Raw genomic sequence first — 21,905 nt, forward strand, 5'->3', positions numbered from 1 at the left:
TGCTGCTAATTTAGCGCATCGCCATTTTCTGATTGATAAACTGGGCCACTTGTTACGAGATTTCCGTTTTTCTCCATTTTGAAAACGGGTGCAATTCGCTCTTCTTCTTCATCCAGTGTTACAAGACGTCGAGCACGATTCATAATTTGAACAAACTGCTCGTAATCTTTGCGGATTGCTCGATTTTCTTCCTCTAGTTTTGTAATAGTTTTCTCTAGTTTTTTATTTTTCTCAGATGTTACATGTACTAGCTGTCTCCATTTTGAAGATTCATTTCCTACTTCACCAGAATGCTGTAAACGTAGTAAATAAGCTATCACAATATCAAGAGAAAGAGCAGATAACGGAATTGATTTTCCTTCTGCAGCACTATTATTCACGGTAAACATACTAGAGGCACGACGTCTCGCTGGTGCTCCTAACACTCGCATTCTCTCTTTTCTTTCTTTTTTAGCCTCTGCTAATTGTTCCTCGTATTCTTTACGAACAACCGCATTCCAACGGAAACCACAGGCTGCAGCAGTACGATTTAATGCATCACCAGCTTCTTCAAAAGCATTGAGCTGTGTGCTACCTTCCGTCACATGACGAATAACCGCCTCTGCTAATAATTCATCGTTTTCTTGTAACCAAGCATCTTGTCTTATTTTACTCATCTTAAAATCCTCCCACCTTTATTTGGAACTTGTTATGTAAGACTAGCATGACCAATCTTTTAACCTTTTATTCATCTATGTAGAAGGAATTATGCTTGAATAGAAGGGGAAAAGTACGATACAATACCCGATGTAGGTTTGTGCACATGCTGCATACTTAAATATGTGAAGGTCATGTGTTCAATAGAGCGATATTTTGTTGAAAAAATACTATATAGAAAGGGTTGTTGACAAAATGGCAAACGAATTTAAAGTTTGCGATGAATGTCAGGCCGTTAACTTAAAGACGTTAATTCCAAAATTAAAGGAAATCGATCCTGATGCAACCATCGAAATTGGCTGTCATTCTTATTGTGGCCCAGGACGCAAAAAAACATTCACCTTTGTAAATAGTCGCCCTGTTGCAGCACTAACAGAAGACGAACTAATGGAAAAGGTTTTAGCAAAATTAAAGAATAAGTAAAATAAAAAGCTATCTCTATTTGTTAGGGATAGCTTTTCATGTTGTTGAAAAAAGATATTGTCATTAGTAGAAAATGACCTTTTGGCAAGGTGAGGAGGTGATTTCCGTTCCGCCAGCGTCCTTTCCAGGGAGACGTCACTCTAATCAACCGTACTACAAAAGTGTCTTTTTTTGTCTTACATACTAGTAGTGAATAAAATAGCCCATGATTTCTATTTTTAAAGAAAGGATAGCCTCTTAATTTTCAATGTGGAGAAGTGATTGATTTCAACAACCATCACCTTCGTTTGATTTGTGAAAGCTTTGCTAAATTTTGTTGAACAGAAAATCTTTCCCACCTCTCATCTTTCATAAAAATGCCATTGTTTTGTTTTTCAACACTTTGCTATCTCTACATATTAGGTATAGCATTTGCTTTGTATATTTTTAAGTTGCTGTGAATATTAGATCAATAGAAATTTACAATAAATAGGCATATGGCGAAAAAAGGTTGTTAGTATCTATAGAAAAAAGTTAATAAGTATGCTAGTCCTAGATTTATGGCATATAATAGAACTATCACAAAATGGAGGTGCTATCCAAATGACATATGCAAACGCTAAATTACAAGAAGAGAAGGTATTTAAAGACCCTGTTCACCGATATGTACATGTTCGCGATCAAGTGATATGGGATTTAGTGGGTACAAGAGAATTTCAGCGTTTACGCAGAGTTCGTCAGCTAGGTACCACATTTTTAGTATTTCATGGGGCGGAACACAGCCGCTTTAGTCATTCACTTGGTGTTTACGAAATTGTACGCCGCATAGTAGATGATATCTTCGTCGGTCGTCCCGATTGGGATGAAGGGGAAAGACTATTAGTATTATGTGCAGCCCTTTTGCATGATTTAGGGCACGGTCCATTTTCACATGCCTTTGAAAATGTCTTCGAGCTGGATCATGAATACTATACAAGGCAAATTTTATTAGGGGATACAGAGGTAAATGCTGTTTTAAGAAAAGTAGCAGATGATTTTCCAGAAAAGGTCTCGCAAGTGATTGAAAAGACATATCCGAATAAGCAAGTCATCAGTTTAATTTCCAGCCAAATTGATGCGGATCGTATGGATTACTTACAACGTGATGCTTATTTTACAGGTGTCAGCTATGGTCACTTTGATATGGAGCGGATTTTAAGAGTAATGCGTCCACGTAAAAACCAAGTGGTTATTAAAGCAACAGGCATGCATGCAGTGGAAGATTATATTATGAGCCGCTATCAAATGTACTTGCAAATTTATTTCCACCCTGTGTCACGGAGTGCGGAAGTTATTTTAAATAATATTTTAAAAAGAGTTAAACAATTAAGCCAAGAAGGTTATACATTTAAGCATGAACCTACTCACTTCTTAGCATTTTTTCGCAATGCTATTACATTAGAGGATTATCTTGCTTTAGATGAGAGTATACTTTTTACATATTTTCAGCTATGGATGCAAGAGGGTGATGCTATTCTAAGTGATTTAAGTCGTCGCTTTGTTAATCGTAAGCTATTCCAATACATTGATTTAGATCCCGGTGTTGAGCTAGATAAATATCAAAAACTACAAGAGCTTTTCAAGCAAGCAGACCTGAATCCAGATTATTATCTTGTTCATGATACAACGGCAGATTTGCCCTATGATTTTTATAGACCTGGGGAGGAAGAGGTGCGTGTGCCGATTTTTCTAGAAATGAAAAATGGCGAGCTACGAGAGCTTTCGCGTGAATCCATCATCGTTGATTCCATTTCAGGTCGTATGAAACGAGACCATAAAATCTATTTTCCATTAGATTTCTTAGAGGATGACTCTATTCACTCAACTATTAAAAAACAAATCTTAACACTGTTAAGAGAAGACAGCAAATAAAATAAGAATAAACAAAGCAGTAAACACGTTCAAATAAGAGCGTTGTTTACTGCTTTTTTGTATGTATACATGATTTGTTTAGAATTTGTTCAGGACCCCTAGTTATAATGGAACAAAAATCCTAAAGGGGGGTGAGGCCAATTATTGTAGGTGTCACAAAAGTAGCGCTTATAAAATAAAAAAGTGAAAAAGGCTATAATTTGTTAATTCTTATGACCTATGTTAGCATACAATTTGGCTTTTATTCACAAGAGTGACAAGTTAATTTTAGGAAAGAGGGAGCAACTGATTGTTTGTAGCACGCCTTTCCTAAACAGTGAAAGGAAGCTATCGTCATAGCAAACAATTCAAGCTCTCTATCTATTAGAAAAGAGGAGAGACATGAGGAAAAAAATGAACATTGCTATGCTGACCATGTTGTTAGTGTTCCAAACACTACTAAGTCCACTGTCAGCATTTGCAGCAGATGACCTTTCAACACCACCAGTCGCAAATGACAATGGTGCGGAGGCCGGAATGGCAGAAAACCTATCTACGCCTGTCGACGATGGCACAGATTTGACAGAAGACAACACAGGTGAAGAAGACCTTTCTACAACTCCATCGGAAAATGAAAACACGGAGCAAGCTCCTGAGGGCGAGGCTCCTGAAGAAGAAAAAGCAGCAGATGAGCCTGTGAAAACATTGCCAATGAATGAGGCACCATTAGCGGCTCAAGAAATTCCAGCTTCACTATCATCATTTGTGATGAAAATTGGTGGAACAACGGTTGGAGCAGGTGAATTTGGTACAGAGCTAGATCCAAATACAACAGCTAACTTCACTGTTAAATTTTCCGTACCAATGCAAGATAGTCAAGGCGAAGCATGGGGAGACGGGAGCTGGTTTGAATTCCAACTGCCGCAATCATTAATTGACTTTGATGGGGCATTTACAGGAAGCAGAACAGTGAACGGTATCACATATAATTATGTAACTACAGATAATAAAGTACGTGTAGAGTTAAGCGGTATGGAACCAGGCTCAGGCAGCTCTCAACCGGAGGAATTAAGCATTACATTTAATTCTGGATTTAACCTCCTTTCTGATAACATTGAGCAAGAGCTGGAAATTCCAGCAGCCACTGGTGGTAGTGAGATAATTAAAGCTCAATTTAGTTTTTTACCTTCAACAAGCAACAAAAAGGTAAGTAAGTCAAAACTAGGCACTCCTACACCAACAGCAAGTGGTAACCATGAAATGGAATGGCAAGTATGGGTTAATGAAGCGGGTAAATCATTAAGCAATCCAACTTTGACAGACGATCCAACATCACATGAAATTATGGCTAATTCCGTGAATGTATATCAATATGTGGTTGGTCTTAATGGTGTAAGAACAAGTACTGAAACAAATGTTCTTACAAATGGTAGTTGGAGCGATATTGAAAGTAAGTTGACTGGTAAATATGCATATAAAATTACGTACAAAACGTCTGTAACATTAGATGCTGATAAACGTGATGGTGCAGTTAACTTTCATAACAAGGTACTATTTACTAACAATGGGCAACTAGAAACTTCTAATACGGCTACTCACACCATTACGTATGGTAAAGCACTAGATAAAAAGCTAGTGAGCAATACAAACTATGAAACAAAATGGCGTATTGATTATAATCATAATCTGTTAAGTATCGATCAAGCTGATGCCTATATTGAAGATACAATCCAAGGTCCTCACGAAATTGATGCATCAAGCATTAAAGTATATAAAATGAATGATGCGGCTGGCAATGTGGCGACAACAGTTTCGGAAGCTAATAGAGTAACAAGTGGATTTACTATTACTCCTACTCCTGCAACTGGAGATGTTAAAAGTTTCACATTAACCTTTGATAACGGTATTTCAGATGCCTATACAATAGTGTATGATGCGAACTATACTAAACAGGATTTTTATGAAAATGAAGCAGGTCTGTTTAACAATAGTGTGACAAGTGGTTCAGGTAAAGAGAAGAATATAGACTATGCACTTACAGAAAACTTATTAAAAAAATCATATACAGTTGATTTTGATAAAAAAGTAATTACATGGACGGTCGACATTATATCTGATAATCCAACTAAACCAATTAACAACCTAAAACTAACAGATACATTTACAGCAGGTGCTGCAGATGGGGTGCATGAGTTAATAGATAACACTGTAAAGCTTAATGGTATAGCAACTACTTATATTCTAATTGATGGAGATAAGAAAAAAGGCTTTACAATTTCAGGTATTAATGTACCAGCAGGTAGTACATCAACTATCACTTATCAAACGAGCTTCGCAATTGGTGATGAGGGTACTGTACAAAAGCAAGGGTATGGCAATACAGCTGCTACAGAGTGGACTAGTGGCGGTAAAACATATAAAAAGTCATCTTCAACGAGTTATATCCCACAGTCAACTACTGTTAACAATGGCAGCAAATCGGGAACCTTTAACTACTCCACGCAGCGATTTACATGGGATGTGAAAGTGAATATCAATAAAAAGGATATTAATGGAGCCGTTTTAATTGATACAGTTGGTGAGGGACATAAGTATTTACCAGGAACAATTGAAGTATTACCTTTAACTGACTTAGGTGGTAGTGATACAGGTGGAACGATTGGTACTACACCGATTAACTCGAGTAATTACACAATCTCGGCTGAATCAGATAAAGGCTTTACATTAAAATTCAGTGATTCCTTAGCAGGAGACATAAACTACCAAGCATACGTTGTTCGTTATAACACAATGGATGACGATCATATTTTAGGTATTGGTTCTGATACGGCTACTGATAGAGGGAATGTTTACACGAATGATGCCACATTTAAAACAAAAGGTACGCAAGAATTTACGCTTGAATCAAAGCCAGTAACGATTGACGAGGATGTAGCGAATAATTTAGTGACAAAAAATACACCACAACAAAACGCGAATACAGAAACAATTACTTGGACATTAGATGTGAATAGATCTCATTCTAATTTAGGTCAAAATGTCATCTTAACAGATTTACCAGGTAATAATTTAATGTTATTGGAAAGTAGTATTCTATTAACACCATATACAGTATCTAAAACTGGTATTCAAAAAGGAACTACTTGGCAAACACCTTCGCAATTAGGGGTAACGGTCACATTCGATACACAAGGTGGCTTTAGCCTCGAATTTCCTGATTTAAATCAAAAGGGGTATCAAGTACAGTATAAAACAATAGGCTTTGGTCAATTTGGGGATGCATTGGAAAATACAGCAACATTGCATTATACGGGTCAAACAAAAGCTAATCAAAAAACAGAGAGCGACTATAAGGATAAATTTAGCTTTAGTAGCTCTGAATCAGATTTTACGTCAACACGAGGCAGTGCTAAATTTAAAAAGATTGGTATCGATTCAGCTACAGGCCAATTTAAAGAAAATTTAGCTGGTGTTGAATTCCAACTTATTAAAAAAACTGCAAAACCGAATGAATATATTATCCAAACAGCTACTACAGATGTAAATGGTGAATTCACATTTGAAAATGTACCGTACAACGATTATCTTATTCGTGAAGTAGCTGCACCAACTGGTTATAGTAAGATGTCTGACTTTAAATTTAAGTTAGATGAAAACACGACACTAGATAAGCAACCAGACTTCATTACACAACTTGTCAATACAACACCAATCATTGGTGGTAGTTGTACACAATTTGAAATAGCGATTAAGGATGTTGATGGTCATTCCATTACAACAGGCACAGTTACATTAAAGGATCACAATGGTATAGAAACAGCGCCGTACACAGTAACAAATGGCAAAGTGACATTACCGAATCATTTTACTGCTGGTGAGTATACAGTAACTCATTCAGTTGAAGGTGAATTAGGGAAGGTAACAGTGAAATATGACGGCGGATGTAAAGCTGAGGTTCAACCAGTACCAAAATGTGAAAACTACACAATTGTTGTGAAAGATGATCAAGGTAATATTCGTACTAATATTTTAGAATTAACATTAAAGCAAGGTACTACAGTAGTGACAAAGGTATCTCCTGACGCATCAGGTAAGTTTATTGTTGAATCCAATCAAAACGATCCTACTAATGGTGTAAAACCTGGTGAATATACATTGTATGAGGGTAATCAATTCTTAGGTACAGTCACACTAACGTACAAGAAAAGCTGCGATTATGAATTTACAATTATACAAGCACCGAAGTGCGAAACATTCGAATTAACGGTCAAAGATGTTGATGGAGAATTAGTAGCAGATAAAACGGAAGTAACAATTAAAGATATAGATGGCAAGACGGTAGCTACTGAAGAAACAAAAGACGGTAAAGTAGAATTAAAAGATTTAGAACCAGGTGTTTACGTAGTATTTGATAAGGATGGCAATAAAATTGGCGATTTCGCAAGTAATATTCATTGTCAAGCAACGGTTCAACCAAAACCGGCTTGCGAGCGCTTTACTGTAGCATTGAAAGATGAAAATAATGTGTTGGTTAAGGCTGGTAAAGATGTTGTCATTAAAGATAAACAAGGTAACATTATTTCAACAGTGATAGAAGCAGATGGTAGTATTACATTTATTTCTGAAGATGTACCTGCAGGAAAGTACGAGGTTTACGACAACAAAGTTTATTTAGGCGAAATTGAAGTTTCTTATAAACAAACTTGTAAAGCTGAATTACCTATTGCTCCAGCTTGTCCAAACTTCACATTAACAATTAACAATATGTATGGTCAGCCACGTGAAGGTGTGAAAGTTACGTTTACAGATGAAAATGGTAAAGCGGTAGAAGAGAATGGGTTAATAGAATTTGTTACAGATAGCAAAGGGCAAATTACGATTAACCACTCATTGATCAAACCGGGTAAATATATAGTTAGGGAGAATGGTAATACCATTATTGGGACAGTTACAGTAGGTAATACATGTGAGGCTAAAATACAGCCGACACCACCTACAACAGATCCAGGACAACCAGTAGAGCCAAACAATCCAAACCCAGATCCAACTAAACCAGTAGATCCAACTAACCCAAATCCAGATCCAACTAAACCAGAAGATCCAAACAATCCAAACCCAGATCCAACTAAACCAGTAGATCCAAATAATCCAAATCCAGATCCAACTAAACCGGTAGATCCAAATAAGCCGAACACAGATTCAAATAAACCAGTGGATCCAAGTAAGCCAACGACAGATCCTAACAAACCAACGACCCCTGATAATGGTGGTACATCAGTACAAAATGTGATTGATCAAGGGAAGCAATTACCACCATATCATCCATCTAACGCTACAAAAGATACGTTAGATGCCTATAAAGATTTCCTTAATAGATATAGTAAGCTATCTAAAGACCAACAGGCAGAGGTAGCCCAAGCGATTGATATTAATCAAATCAAGGCAGACACAGCACGCTTAGAAGCGCTGCTAAGAGCACAAGGTAAATTACCACAAACAGATGGAGCAAATCAAACAGCTCTTGTCTTTGTTGGTTTACTACTTGTAGCTGGGGCAGTATGGTTTATGCGCCGCCGTGAAACAGAGGTATAATAAGAAAAAGCGTCATCCTTTTTAGGATGGCGCTTTTTCATGTTGTTGAAAAAAGGTAATGTCAACGGCATAATAAGCAATTTTGTAAGGCGAGGGGTTGATTTCCGTTCCGCCAGCGTCCTTTCCAGGGGGCGTCCGATGAGCCGCTTCACTCACTGCGTTCGCTCCAGGGTCTCCTCTGTGACGCTAAATCCCCTAGGAGTGACGCTGGCTCCACTCCAATCAACCATTCTGCAAAAGTGTCTTTTCCTGAACAAAATAGCCCATTATTTATATTATAAGAGAGGATAGCCTCTTACTTTCAATGTGGAGAAGTGATGTGTGACAACACCCCTCCATAAAAGAGTAGTGAATACCTTCACTTTTTTGCTAAAAAAGTGAACATTTTTATGGATTGGAGTGGAAGGCTACTTGACTCCCGTGGGAATAGCGAGACAGGCGAGCCTCTAAACGGAGCGGTAGCAGAGGAAGCGGCTCGGCGCTCGCCCACAGGAAAGCAAGTAGCCTGCAACGGAAATCCTTTTTCACCTTTCACATAAATTCTATGGATGGTTTTGTTTTTCAACACTATGAAAAAGCGTCATCCTTTTTAGGATGGCGCTTTTTGCGTATTGCTTGCATCAAAAGGTTCCTTTGGCATTTTCTAACGAGTAGCTTTGAACAAAATCTGCTTGTAATGCCAGTCGTTTAGAACCTTTTTCTGCACATGTAATCAATGTTAGTGTAGTTTGATTGGGAATATCGTCAATGATATAAACATCAGTTGCAGCAATGATTTTTTTCGTTGTTAATTTATACTCATAGACATCTTTCATATCCGTGATATAGATGATATCGCCAATTTGTGCTTGATAGAGTGGGCTGAATAAAATATCTTTTTCCTCAAAGTAGTGACCAGCCAATGCATAGTTCCCTTGACCGAGCTGTTGGTTGGGTTTCATCGTACCTGCTCCAATAGCAAGTACAGAATGGCCAACACCTTTTAAAATTGGTAGCTGCATATGTACACTTGGAACAGCAATACTGCCGATAACAGGCATATTACTAGCTTTTACTTGTGCTTGGAGTACCTCAGCGATAGATAATGATTGAACGGCTTCAAACTCAAAATCAGCTGCTGCTTTTTTGTTTTTTTCAATGTCTTTAACGCTGTAGTCAGTTGTATTTAATTGGTCACTCAAATGAGCGATAATAGCATGTTGAATCGGATTAATAAATATTAATAATAGGCCAAAAAGTAACACGCAAACGAGCAAGGTCAGTCTAAATTTATTCATTTTGTATAACACATCCTAGTTATTGAAATAACGGAACGATGATTGTCAGTTTAAAAATGGGTAGAGCTAAGATGCTCTACCCATCTTCATCTTATTTATCACTAAAACGAACGCCTGCAACCCCATAATGGTTTTTTGACATTTCTTCGATAAAAACTGTTACATTTTCTGCAGGTGCATTAACTGTACGCGAAACGGCCTCTGTTACTTCCTTTACAAGGGCGCGTTTTTGCTCCTCTGTACGACCTTCAAGCATTTTCACTGTTACGTATGGCATAATATTGCCTCCTTTATAGAATAATGTTGTATAGTTAGTTTATAAGAAAGTATAAACTTCTTACTTGCGTTGAGGCATAAGTGCGCGTTAGAAATAGTGTGTTATACGACAAAATATACGCGATATGCTTTCCTTTATAATAGCAGAATGGAGGATATTTAAGTATGGCAAATGAAGAAAAACCAAAACAAAAAATGGGTTTTACCATTATAAAAAACGATCCAACAGATGGACATAAAGGGTTTGGAATTGGTTCACTTTCATTAGAGAATGTATCGCCTGTTATGATTGATGTAGAAGAGGGGACAGCTACTGTTGAAATTGGTGCCATGCATGCACGAAGTGATGTTGAGCGAGGTATTAAATTTACGATGGACCGTGCTGATTCAGAAGGTGGGAAATCCTATTGGTTAGTGTGGGTGACGGTAGACCATAAAGAAGATGGACCCTATTATGCGGGTGTAACAGCTTGTGAAATGGTCGTTAACCGTGAAAAGAGACGTGGCTATAAAATTCTAGCTGATCATGTGAACAAAATGGATAAATCCATGAAGCGTCAGATTATTGTAGAGCATATGGATGCACCATCTAAAAAAGTGTTGGCTACTTTCCTAGAGCAACTTAATCCAGATTTGTGGGGACGTAGTGATGAGCAACTGCGTCAAGACTTATTTGTCGAATAGACCAATAATGATTGAACAATCTGTGACATTTTGCGATCGCTTTCGATATTAGGTTGAAAGTGGGTTTGAAACAAAGTACACTTGATGCAGAGCTTACATTTTAGTAAGCTAGGACACTTGGTATCGCGAATATGATGAGCGCTATGCGGCATTTGAATAACCCAAACCCAAGCCAAATGCCCCATGATGCTCATACTTCGCGTACCATAAAAAAAGAAAAGCTTTCTGTTCCCACGGACACGTCTCCGGGGAAGAGAAAGCTTTTCTTATTTATTCGTCTATTAGTTACTTTGTCGAGAGCCTTCATAACATAGAACGAGAGCTGTTCAAAAAGGTTTCCGCATTATTGTTTATTTTTATCATCACCTTTAAAAAGTGAGAATGGCAGCATGTTCCAAAATTCTCCCCATGTATCACTGTCGAGAATATCGAAGTTTGTACATTTTTCAGTTGGTACATCCTTAGCTTCTACATAAACAAGACGTTGTTTTGGACAAGCATCAGTAGCGAGTTTACCTGTTTCGATATCAATGACAACGCCCTCTACACCTTTAGGTTTTTTGAAATCCTCATTTTTCGTTCCTTTGTTGACGCTCTCCATAAAGTCAATCCAAATTTGCTTAGTGGCAGCAGTATCTTCCTTCGTTGTAAGGTTTTTACCCTGATCATAGCCGTTCCACACACCAGCAGTTAGACTTGGTGTAAAACCAATTAGCCATTGGTCACTATTGGTAGAACCTGATTTAGCCGCATAGGTGTGTGTCATGCGGGAACGAATACTAATGCCTGTAGCAGGAGAATAATCACTGAAAACCGGGTCAAAAATACCTGTCATCATCTCAGTTAAAATGTATGCATTTTCTTTTGAAATGGCCGTTTCCGCCTTGCTTGAAACATCTTTATTTTCATAAATAACGTCTCCATGAGCATTTTTTATGGACACAATGGTTGTTGGAATGGTTTGCTGTCCCTGAGATGCTAAAATATTATAAGCATTCGTCATCTCATATAATGTCGTTTCAATTGTACCGAGAGCGATAGATAAATTATCTTTAGCACCAATCCCTACACTAAAACGGTTTGCCATGTCATGAAATTCCTTGAAGCCAATGTCCTCTAACGTTTTTACGGCGTAAATATTGTCTGAGATCGCAATCGCTTGAGCCATCGTCATATCATGATCTGCAAACTGACCATTGACATTTTTAGGTGCATAAGTGCCACGTCCATTATCATAAGTAAAGGTTGTCTCACCAACATCTAAAAATGTAAGCGGTGTGTAACCATTTTCTAGTGCCGCTGCATATAAAATCGGCTTAATAGTAGAGCCTGGTTGACGTTTAGCCTGTGTGACACGGTTAAATGAACTTACTGAATAGTCACGACCTCCAACTAATGCAGTGACAGCACCTGATTTCGATTCCATACTAACGAATGCTGTTTGAAGATCATTGGCAGGCATGTTTTTTACTACTGCTTCTTCAGCGGCTTTCTGGTGTTCCAGATTAAGCGTTGTTTGAATTGTCCAGCCACCTTCGCTAATATCGAGATTTTTTGACTTTAAAATTTCGCTAGCCTCTTGCCATGCCACATCAAGGAAATAAGGGGCGACAGATTTTGTGGCAACCCAGCTATCATTTTTTAAGACAAGCTGTTCATTTTCAGCTCGTGTTTTTTCTTCTTGTGTAATGGCACCTTGATCCGCCATTAGTTTTAAAATTACGTTTTGGCGATTCGTAGCCTTTTCTAAATTGGCAATAGGTGAATAGATACTTGGTCCCTTTGGTACGCCTGTTAGCATTGCAGCTTCCGCAAGTGTTAAATCAGCGGCAGATTTACCGAAGTAAAATCTACTTGCTGCTTCTACTCCATACATGCCGTGTCCATAGTATACCGTATTTAAATAGCCCTCTAATATTTCGTCCTTGTCATAAAAAACTTCTAATCTATAAGCATACAGGGCTTCATTTAATTTACGTGTCCAAGATTTTTCATGGGAAAGATAAAGATTACGTGCATATTGTTGCGTAATGGTACTAGCCCCTTGGACTTTTCCGCCCGCCTTAATATCCACTAAAATGGCACCAGCAATACGTGAATAATCAAAACCACCATGTTTATAAAAATCTTTATCCTCAACAGCAACTACTGCTTCTTTTAAATAAGGTGACATCTCATCAAGACCAACCCAATAACGTCGTTGATTTGTAAAGTGATCTCCAATTTGGTTCTCATTTTCATCTAAGAAGATGGAAGCTTTCGGTACGGTTAAAGGCGGTGCACCAGCCACTTGAACATAGATGCGTAGAGCGACAAATGCTACGACAATTGCAGATGCAAAGGCGACAAAAAGAGTAAGGGATTTCCGTGTGCGCTTTACACGCTTTTGCTTTCGATGATAGCTTTTTCGTTTCATCCGACTTCACCTCGTTTTCTTACAACTTCTAATTTTAGCTTTAGTATGTGTTTGAACACTCATCTTTAATCGAAATTCTAACTAAAAACTATTGCACTTTATTCAAAAACATCTATACTTTTTTTGTACTACTTGAAATGCGAGCATTCGACAGAAAAATCACACCTTGTAGATTTTAATCGAAATTTGCTAGATGTTCCAATAATGTATACGAGGACGAAAGGATACAGGTTTCATTACAATCCTGTAAGCCATAATAGAAGAAGTTGAAGAGAATTGATAATCAATACAATTTGTTAATGATACGGAGGGCAAGCAATGAGATTTGATGAAGCTTATTCAGGAAATGTTTTTATAAAAAGTCATCCTACCTATGAGGATGCACAAGCCGTTATTTATGGCATGCCAATGGACTGGACAGTAAGTTACCGTCCAGGATCACGTTTCGGTCCACAGCGTATCCGTGAGGTATCGATCGGTCTTGAAGAGTATAGCCCATATCTAGATCGGGAGCTTGAGGAAGTAAAGTACTTTGATGCTGGTGATATTCCACTACCTTTCGGGAATGCACAGCGCTCATTAGATGAAATCGAAAAATTTATTGAAACATTATTAGCAGATGGCAAGATTCCTGTCGGTATGGGTGGGGAGCATTTAGTGTCTTGGCCAGTTATGAAGGCTGTCTCTGCTAAATATGATGATCTTGCCATCATTCATTTTGATGCACATACCGATTTACGTGTGGAATATGAGGGAGAACCACTTTCTCACTCAACACCAATTCGTAAAATTGCGGAACATATTGGACCGAAAAATGTTTATTCTTTCGGCATTCGTTCAGGCATGAAAGAAGAATTTGAATGGGCAAAGGAAAACGGCATGCACATTTCAAAATTTGAAGTGCTTGAGCCGTTAAAAGAGGTTTTACCAACATTAGCTGGACGCAATGTGTATGTAACGATTGATATTGACGTTTTAGATCCAGCACACGCTCCAGGCACTGGTACAGTAGATTGTGGAGGTATTACATCAAAAGAATTACTAGCTTCCATCCACGCGATAGCAGCTAGTGGTGTAAATGTTGTAGGCTTTGATCTAGTAGAAGTCGCACCTATCTATGATTCATCAGAAATGACGGCAAACACAGCTTCTAAATTATTACGAGAAATGATTTTAGGCTGGGTAAAATAAATAAAGCATTGAAAACAGATTGATTGGATGGGGTTAGCTATAGGCTTGCCCCATTTTGTATTTTCTATTGAAATGAAGAATAGCTATACGTCATAAATTTGAAACTTATTTTACGTAGTTGCGTAGATAAGTTAAGTAATAGTTTCTATTTTATAGAAGAGAGAAAAATTGATGAAACAACTGTCATCTATTGGTCAGTAGAATGTATGGTTCTTTAATTTAATTAGTGATAGGAAGGAGGAGTATTATGATTTGGTCACTTCTCATCAATGATTTATTCATTATTGTCAGTACAATGGAATACTTTTGGCTATTAGCTTCTTTGGTTTTAACTGTGCTAAGTGTTCATTTGCATCTGTATCTGGTTAATAAAATAACAATTCAAGAAGTAAAGGACGAAGCGTTTGAAGTTGACTATAATATCACGAATACTTGGACTCCACCTATGCTAACGTGGTTTGTTCTATGTATTAGGACGTCGGAAAACAGTGAGGAAGAAAGTGTATCTCCTAGTTTCATGTAAACTTTTAAACTAGGAGGAATATCATTGTTAACCTTTTTAGCACAACCGATTATTTACTTCATTCATTTCATCCATTCATTTACAGGTAGCTATGCAGTGAGTGTCATTGGCATTACGATTGCAGTAAGATTAATTCTAATGCCGCTATTTATTCAATCTGCAAAACATCAAAAGCGCTCGAAAGAACTAATGTCAGCCATTAAGCCTGAACTAGATGCGCTTACCACTAAATATAAGAACAGTCAAAATGAATCTGAAAAAATAATAGTACAACAAAAAATGCAAGCATTAACGTCAGATTCATTGAAAAGTTCTTTATTAGGCTGTTTACCTATTATTGTTCAATTGCCTGTATTATTTTCACTGTATTACGCGATTAAGTTAGATACCGTCATCGCAAGTGAAAATTTCCTATGGATGAATTTAGGTACGATAGATATTGGCATTTCGATTATTGCTTGTTTGATTTATTTGATGCAAAGTGTTTTCTCCTTAGAGAAAAGCCAACCACTTAATATGAAGATTATGGTGTTCATTAATCCAATCATGATCCTCATTTTTAGTTTGTTCAATCCAGCGATTATCCCTATCTATTGGACAGTTAGTGCTATATTATTAATAGTTCAACAATTAATCATTAAAAAATGGTATAGATAAAATGAAACTTCTCTCTTTCGATTATGTAAAGAGAGGAGTTTTTATTTATTCTCCATCTATATTTGTGAGATGCTTTACATGACTTCTATCTTGAAAAAACAGGAGTATTCATCCTATAATAAAAAGGTTATAGTAAAAGACTAAAAGGGAGCGTCCATTATGGCGAACGAAATAAGATCGCAAGTGAACATTAAGCTCATTTCTACAATTCGTCCAAGTGATGGAGAGTCCGAAAGTTATGAAATGTGGCTCAAAGGGCAGCTACTTGAAAAAGCAGGAAGCTTATATTTGAAATATGATGAGGTGCAGGAGGATAAAACTATCCGCACAACAATGAAGTTAGGACATGAGAAAGCGCTAATTATGCGTGCTGGCTCGGTCAATATGCGCTTACCACTTAACATAATTGAGCAACAAAAAGGGCATTATGAGAGTGAGTTTGGTTCCATGCCACTCATTATTGACACGAAAAAAATGACCTTTACGAAACAGGCATTAAGCGGAGATTTCCATGTACAGTACGATTTACTAATGGGTGGGCAATCCGTTGGCAACTATACATTAGATATTACATTTACGGAGGTACAATGATGAACGCAGTAGAACAAGTACAACAGGCTATAAAAGCAGCAATAGCTCAGGCTGTTGAAAAGGCAGGCTTAGTTGAGGCTGGTACAGAATTATCGATTCACTTGGAATCACCAAAGGATAAAGCAAATGGGGACTATGCAACAAACATTGCAATGCAATTAACGAAATTAGCTAAAAAACCACCTCGTGCTATTGCGGAAGCTATTTTAGAAAATCTTGAAACAGCAGGTACAGATATTGAAAAGATCGACATTGCTGGTCCTGGCTTCATGAATATCACAGTACGTAAAGATTTCCTAACTGGGGTAATTACACAGGCTCTTGAACAAGGTACTGACTACGGCCGTTCAAATGCTGGTGCTGGGGAAAAGATTCAAGTGGAGTTTGTTTCAGCAAATCCTACAGGAGACCTTCATCTAGGACATGCACGTGGAGCTTCTGTTGGAGATTCATTATGTAATGTATTAGATCTGGCTGGTTACAGCGTCTCTCGTGAATATTATATTAATGATGCGGGCAATCAAATTAATAACCTAGCTTATTCATTAGAAGCACGCTATAAACAAGCACTAGGTATGGAAGCGGAGATGCCAGAAGACGGCTATCATGGGCAAGATATTATTGATATTGCGGGTAAATTAGCGGAGGAGCATGGTGAAGCTATTTTAGCAAAATCAGAGGATGAACGTTTTGCATTCTTCCGTCAACACGGTTTAGCCTTAGAATTAGATAAATTAAAAACAGACTTAGCAAACTTCCGCGTGAACTTTGATGTCTGGTATTCTGAAACGTCTCTATATGAAAACGGTAAAATCGAAGTAGCGTTAGATAAATTAAAATCAAATGGTCATGTCTTTGAAGAAGATGGTGCTACTTGGTTCCGCTCTACAACATTTGGTGATGATAAAGACCGTGTGTTAATTAAAAATGATGGTTCGTTCACATACTTAACGCCAGATATTGCTTACCACGAAGACAAAATTGTCCGTGGTTTCGATAAATTAATCAATATTTGGGGAGCTGACCACCACGGTTATATTCCACGTATGAAAGCAGCTATTCAGGCCCTTGGCTATGATCGTGATACATTAGAAGTAGAAGTTATTCAAATGGTTCAGCTTTATAAAAACGGTGAAAAATTCAAAATGTCTAAACGGACAGGGAACGCGGTAACAATGCGTGAGCTTGTAGAAGAGGTTGGCCTTGATGCAGTACGATACTTCTTCGTGAAAACTGCAGGCGATTCTCATATGGACTTTGACCTTGATCTTGCTGTATCACAATCCAATGAAAACCCAGTGTACTATGCACAATATGCACATGCTCGTATTTCATCTATTTTACGCTCGGCAAATGAGCAAGGATTTACTGCAGCAACAGATCATCTTAATCTGTTAACAGCAGAAAAAGAAATTGATTTACTGAAAAAGATTGGCGATTTCCCGAGAGTGGTAGCAGAAGCGGCGAAACACCGTACACCACACCGAATCGCTAACTATATTCAAGAGACAGCAGCAACATTCCATAGCTTCTACAATGCAGAAAAAGTATTGGATGCTTCCAACAAGGAGTTAACAGAGGCTCGTTTAGCATTAATTACAGCTGTACGCACAACAATTGCTAATGCACTACGTTTAATCGGCGTATCTGCACCAGAAAAAATGTAATACTTTTTAAGCCCCTAACATGATGAATGTTAGGGGTTTTTTAGTGGCTAGAAGGCCAAAAATGGGCGATAACATTCTAAAAGTGGTTGATAAAACAGTAAATGTGAAAGATAAAAAGGCACAAGGAACGGATAACACTAAAAATTAGCTGTTTCAAACTTAATTTTTCTGTTAATTTCGAAAATTTTGTTGAAGTTTACGTCAACGTCAATGATATACTGTTGACAATAAGGAAAGGGGAGATGATTTTGAAGACGATTCAGGAGGTAGCAAAGGAATTCAATGTATCTACTCGTACAATTCGTTATTATGAAGAACTTGGTCTTCTTCGTCCCGATCGCTCATCTACCAATCAACGAACCTTTTCAAAAAAAGAATTGGCGAAGCTCAAGCTTATTTTCAGAGGCAAGCGTTACGGGTTCTCACTGGAGGAAATCAAAGAGATGGTTTTACTTTTTGATTTTGATCGCTCAGGTATTCAGCAATTAGAGCGAACAGTAGAGTATGGAGAACAAAAAATTCAAGAGATTGAGAGTAAAATTGCTGAGCTGACGCAAATGAAACAGGAATTACAGCAAATGCAAGGCATGTTTAGTGAAAAATTAGCTACTTTAAAGGGAGAGATGCATGATGAATAGTTCCAGTTTGTTAGCACGAAATGCCCGTAAGTATCCAAAAAATGAAGCCATTATTTGTCATGGCAGAAGAGTGACCTATCGTGATTTAGATGAACAAGTAACACGTTTTAGTCATGCTTTGCTAGAGCAAGGAGTAAGTCAGGATGATAAGGTTTTAATCTTTATGCCGAACGTTTTAGAGTTTGTTGTAAGCTATTTTGCTATTCAGCGTATCGGGGCAATCGTTGTTCCAGTTAATGCGAAATTTACATTGCAGGAAGTAGAGTATGTGGCACAGCATGCCGAAGCGAAGGCGATTGTTGTTCATGAGGCGATTTTTGCCGCAGTGGAACAACTAGCTGCTGTACCATTAAAAATTAAAACCGGCCAAGAAAAAACAGGTTGGCAGCATTACGAAACAATGCTTCAAAATGCGAGCACACAAACAATTGATTGCCAGCTACAAGAAGATGACCCTTCGACTATTTTGTATACATCTGGTACGACAGGAAAACCAAAGGGTGTGTTATTTAGCTACCGTAATATTTTAACAGTGGCACAAATGATTGCTGTTGAAATGGAAGTGAAACCTGAAAGCCGTATATTGCTCATGATGCCATTAACTCATTCAGCACCATTGCATTTATTTTTAATGGCGGGCGTATTTGTAGGGTCAACAAGCGTATTAACACCAACCTTTACACCAGACCTTTTTATCGATGCCATTGAGCAGGAAAAAACGACGCATTTCTTTGGAGCGCCTGTTGCTTATTTATTAACGGCTCAGATGCCGAGGCTACAAACGGCTGATTTGTCTTCCATGAAGTGGTGGGTATATGGTGGAGCACCATTATCTCAAAATGAGGTTCGCTTCATTCAACAGGCATTCCGAACAACTAATTTAACCTGTGTTTATGGATTAACAGAGGCGGGTCCGAGTGGCTCACTGTTATTTGGCAAGGAGCATGAAACGAAGGCTGGGAGTATTGGCCAACGGGCGCCACTTGGCACAGAGCTTCGTATTGTCAATGACAATGGAGAAGATGTAAATGTGGGCGAAGTAGGAGAAATTGTCTTATTTGGTGAGGGTAATATGCTTGGCTACTTCAAGGATGAAATAGCAACCAAGGCTGCTTACATTGATGGGTGGTTAAAAACAGGAGATCTGGCTCGGATGGATGAGGACGGCTTTATTTGGATTGTGGATCGCAAAAAAGATGTCATTATTTCAGGTGGTGTCAATATTTATCCGAAGGAAATTGAAGATTGCCTATTAAGCTTTGAAGGGATATTTGAAGTTGCTGTCATTGGTATACCACATCCGCAATGGGGGGAAACCGTGAAGGCTGTATATGCTACGAAACAAGACATAGATGAGGATGCATTGAAAGCTTATTTAGAGGAACGGCTTGCGAAGTATAAACTACCACGTATTTTCGAAAAAGTGGAAGCGCTACCACGCAATGCTTCAGGCAAAATTTTAAAACAATCCTTGAAAGGACAAGAGGTGAGATAGCATGAAGGTTTTACAGCAGGAAGAAATGCGTGCAACAAACTTTTTTACAGAGGAAGAAACGCTTCAAAAAGTGTTAGAAATGATGTTAGATAAAGAGTTTTTGTCTTATGCACACAGAGAACTGACAGATTTCGGTGAGTTATGTGCAGGTGATATTGACGTAAGGGCAAAACATACTGATCGGCAGGGAGAGCCCCGCCTTGAACGGTATAATGCTTATGGAGAAGAGGTATCAGAGGTTTGGGTGAATGACGGTTACAAAAAAACAATTGAAGAGACATATAATACGGGAATTGTTGGCTACGTGCACAAAGAAATTCCACAGTTAGGTCACAAAGGGAATTATGTCTATAGCTTTGCACAAGGTTATTTACTATCTCATGCAGAGCCCGGTTTTTATTGTCCCGTGACTTTGACGATGGCTACGGCTTATCTATTAGATCATTATGCTGATGAGGATGTAAAGCAGCGTTTCTTGCCACATGTTTGTGCAACAGGAGAGACGGAGCTATACGAAGGAGCAACATTTTTAACAGAACGTCAAGGAGGGTCAGACGTTGGGGCAAATGTTGTGGAGGCCAGAAAAGTAGGCAATGAGTACCGTCTCTATGGAGAAAAATACTTCGCATCCAATGCAGGTATGTGTGGCGTAGCAATGGTGTTGGCACGTTTAGAAGGCGCACAAGCAGGCTCTAAAGGGTTAACGTTATTTGCAGTTCCATGGAATAATGAAGATGGTACGGCTAATCATCTTCGTATTCGTCGATTGAAAGATAAATTAGGCGTTCGAGCAGTCCCATCGGGCGAGGTAGAGTTTGATGGTGCCCTTGCTTATATTGTAGGGGAACAAAATAAAGGGATTTATTACATGCTAGAAGCACTAAATCTTTCGAGAATTTGTAATGCAGTCGCATCGATTGGTATTATGCGTCGAGGCTTTTTAGAGGCAAAGCATTATGTGACCAATCGATATGCATTTGGCAAGCCCTTAACACAATACCCAATGATCCAGGATACGTTAGGGAAGTTTGCTGCTAAGCTGCATGTGGAAGTAGCGACAGTATTTGATCTTATTCAATTATACGATAAAGTGACAAGTGGGCAGGGAACACAACAAGATCTCATTATGAATCGTTTATATATTGCCATTATGAAAAAGGAAACGGCAGAGCAAGCCGTTCATTATGCTAGTGAAGCGATTGAATTACATGGTGGTAATGGCTATATTGAAGACTTTGTGACACCACGCTTACTAAGGGATGCACAAGTATTGACGGTATGGGAGGGAACGGCAAATATTTTGGCTTTAGAACTTATTCGTTTAGTGGATAAATTCCATGCACATGAACTGTTTGTCCGTGAAATGGAGACAAGGCTAGAGAAGCTAGCGGATAGTCCACTAGTGCAAATTGTGGAAGAGCAGTTGGTAAATCTTGCGGCTACATTACAAATTTTTAGCGCTTTAGATGAAGCAACTAAAACTTTCGAAGCAAAAGATATAGCGAAAAAGATGGCCCATCTTTATGAAAGTGTTGTAGCGGTGGAATGGGCACAAAAATTTGGCGGAAAGTACGAAAAGCTAGCGGATATCTATTTAGAGCAAACGTGGTCATTGAGACAAATAGGTGCACAAATGAAAACCGTACAATATTTTTCTGAAATTGTATAATTGCCAAGGAGTCGTCTGGAATGGAGGCGACTTCTTTTATTTTCATGTATAATGAAATCAACTGAATATTATAAAGGTTCTTTACTTAAGTAAAGTGAAAAGGGAAGTCGGTGTAATTCCGATGCGGTCCCGCCACTGTAAGTGTGAGTTTTTTCAAATAATGCCACTGAAGATTTCGGGAAGGCTTGAAAAACGCAATAAGCACGAGCCAGGAGACCTGCCTTTATAGTATAGACATGAC

At 38.2% G+C, this 21,905-nt stretch carries 16 protein-coding genes and 1 riboswitch; of the genes, 12 read left to right on the top strand and 4 right to left on the bottom strand.

Features of this window, described 5'->3' with window-relative positions; translation table 11 throughout:
* Positions 1-5: 5 nt before the first annotated feature.
* Positions 6-656 carry an RsfA family transcriptional regulator gene (locus tag MKY46_RS02510; protein WP_036117361.1) on the bottom strand — a complete coding sequence of 217 codons (651 nt, stop codon included), beginning with the start codon at positions 654-656 and terminating at the stop codon, positions 6-8.
* 235 nt (positions 657-891) lie between these two features.
* Here MKY46_RS02510 and MKY46_RS02515 point away from each other — a divergent pair, with 235 nt between their 5' ends.
* The 3 genes from MKY46_RS02515 (at position 892) to MKY46_RS02525 (ending at position 8,580) form a co-directional block, all read left to right on the top strand.
* Positions 892-1,119, top strand: coding sequence for a DUF1450 domain-containing protein (locus tag MKY46_RS02515; protein ID WP_036117359.1), 228 nt, complete (start codon positions 892-894; stop codon positions 1,117-1,119).
* 582 nt (positions 1,120-1,701) lie between these two features.
* A complete protein-coding gene (locus tag MKY46_RS02520; protein WP_080717019.1) occupies positions 1,702-3,009 on the top strand; it encodes an HD domain-containing protein in 1,308 nt (435 codons plus the stop codon).
* A gap of 381 nt (positions 3,010-3,390) precedes the next feature.
* Positions 3,391-8,580 (top strand): collagen binding domain-containing protein, encoded by a 5,190-nt coding sequence (locus MKY46_RS02525; RefSeq protein ID WP_340833700.1) that lies wholly within the window; start codon positions 3,391-3,393, stop codon positions 8,578-8,580.
* Positions 8,581-9,200: 620 nt separating this feature from the next.
* On the opposite strand, the gene MKY46_RS02530 is transcribed toward MKY46_RS02525, so the two are convergent.
* Together MKY46_RS02530 and MKY46_RS02535 are read right to left on the bottom strand one after the other, a co-directional pair.
* Positions 9,201-9,857: a class A sortase gene (locus MKY46_RS02530; protein ID WP_036121527.1), complete on the bottom strand. Its 657-nt coding sequence runs from the start codon at positions 9,855-9,857 to the stop codon at positions 9,201-9,203.
* 91 nt (positions 9,858-9,948) lie between these two features.
* Complete coding sequence (locus MKY46_RS02535) at positions 9,949-10,134, bottom strand: 2-hydroxymuconate tautomerase (RefSeq protein ID WP_004231516.1); 186 nt, start codon at positions 10,132-10,134, stop codon at positions 9,949-9,951.
* 164 nt (positions 10,135-10,298) lie between these two features.
* Between MKY46_RS02535 and MKY46_RS02540 the strand changes: the two genes are divergently transcribed.
* Complete coding sequence (locus tag MKY46_RS02540) at positions 10,299-10,817, top strand: YwhD family protein (RefSeq protein ID WP_036121521.1); 519 nt, start codon at positions 10,299-10,301, stop codon at positions 10,815-10,817.
* A gap of 343 nt (positions 10,818-11,160) precedes the next feature.
* On the opposite strand, the gene MKY46_RS02545 is transcribed toward MKY46_RS02540, so the two are convergent.
* Positions 11,161-13,233: a transglycosylase domain-containing protein gene (locus MKY46_RS02545; protein ID WP_271912331.1), complete on the bottom strand. Its 2,073-nt coding sequence runs from the start codon at positions 13,231-13,233 to the stop codon at positions 11,161-11,163.
* A 318-nt stretch (positions 13,234-13,551) separates the two neighbouring features.
* Between MKY46_RS02545 and speB the strand changes: the two genes are divergently transcribed.
* The 8 genes from speB to MKY46_RS02585 all read left to right on the top strand — a co-directional run bounded on the left by speB (position 13,552) and on the right by MKY46_RS02585 (position 21,664).
* The gene (gene speB, locus MKY46_RS02550) at positions 13,552-14,424 is read left to right on the top strand and encodes an agmatinase (RefSeq protein WP_036121512.1); all 873 of its coding nucleotides are present in this window, start codon (positions 13,552-13,554) and stop codon (positions 14,422-14,424) included.
* A 247-nt stretch (positions 14,425-14,671) separates the two neighbouring features.
* On the top strand, positions 14,672-14,947 hold the full coding sequence (locus tag MKY46_RS02555) for a hypothetical protein (protein ID WP_036121509.1): 276 nt from the start codon (positions 14,672-14,674) through the stop codon (positions 14,945-14,947).
* 24 nt (positions 14,948-14,971) lie between these two features.
* The gene (locus MKY46_RS02560; protein WP_101966469.1) at positions 14,972-15,604 is read left to right on the top strand and encodes a YidC/Oxa1 family membrane protein insertase; all 633 of its coding nucleotides are present in this window, start codon (positions 14,972-14,974) and stop codon (positions 15,602-15,604) included.
* Between the two features lie 159 nt (positions 15,605-15,763).
* A complete protein-coding gene (locus MKY46_RS02565) occupies positions 15,764-16,195 on the top strand; it encodes a DUF1934 domain-containing protein (protein ID WP_036121502.1) in 432 nt (143 codons plus the stop codon).
* A complete protein-coding gene (argS, locus tag MKY46_RS02570; RefSeq protein ID WP_340833701.1) occupies positions 16,195-17,862 on the top strand; it encodes an arginine--tRNA ligase in 1,668 nt (555 codons plus the stop codon). The genes MKY46_RS02565 and argS overlap by 1 nt, the downstream gene beginning before the upstream one ends.
* Before the next feature lie 248 nt (positions 17,863-18,110).
* Positions 18,111-18,500, top strand: a complete 390-nt coding sequence (locus tag MKY46_RS02575; RefSeq protein ID WP_036121497.1) for a MerR family transcriptional regulator — start codon at positions 18,111-18,113, stop codon at positions 18,498-18,500.
* Positions 18,493-19,995, top strand: a complete 1,503-nt coding sequence (locus tag MKY46_RS02580; RefSeq protein ID WP_340833702.1) for a class I adenylate-forming enzyme family protein — start codon at positions 18,493-18,495, stop codon at positions 19,993-19,995. The genes MKY46_RS02575 and MKY46_RS02580 overlap by 8 nt, the downstream gene beginning before the upstream one ends.
* A 1-nt stretch (position 19,996) precedes the next feature.
* Positions 19,997-21,664, top strand: a complete 1,668-nt coding sequence (locus tag MKY46_RS02585) for an acyl-CoA dehydrogenase family protein (protein WP_340833704.1) — start codon at positions 19,997-19,999, stop codon at positions 21,662-21,664.
* Positions 21,665-21,721: 57 nt separating this feature from the next.
* Positions 21,722-21,903, top strand: a riboswitch (cobalamin riboswitch).
* Positions 21,904-21,905 lie beyond the last annotated feature (2 nt).

It is taken from the genome of Lysinibacillus sp. FSL M8-0355, assembly GCF_038008985.1.
GTDB lineage: Bacteria > Bacillota > Bacilli > Bacillales_A > Planococcaceae > Lysinibacillus > Lysinibacillus fusiformis_D.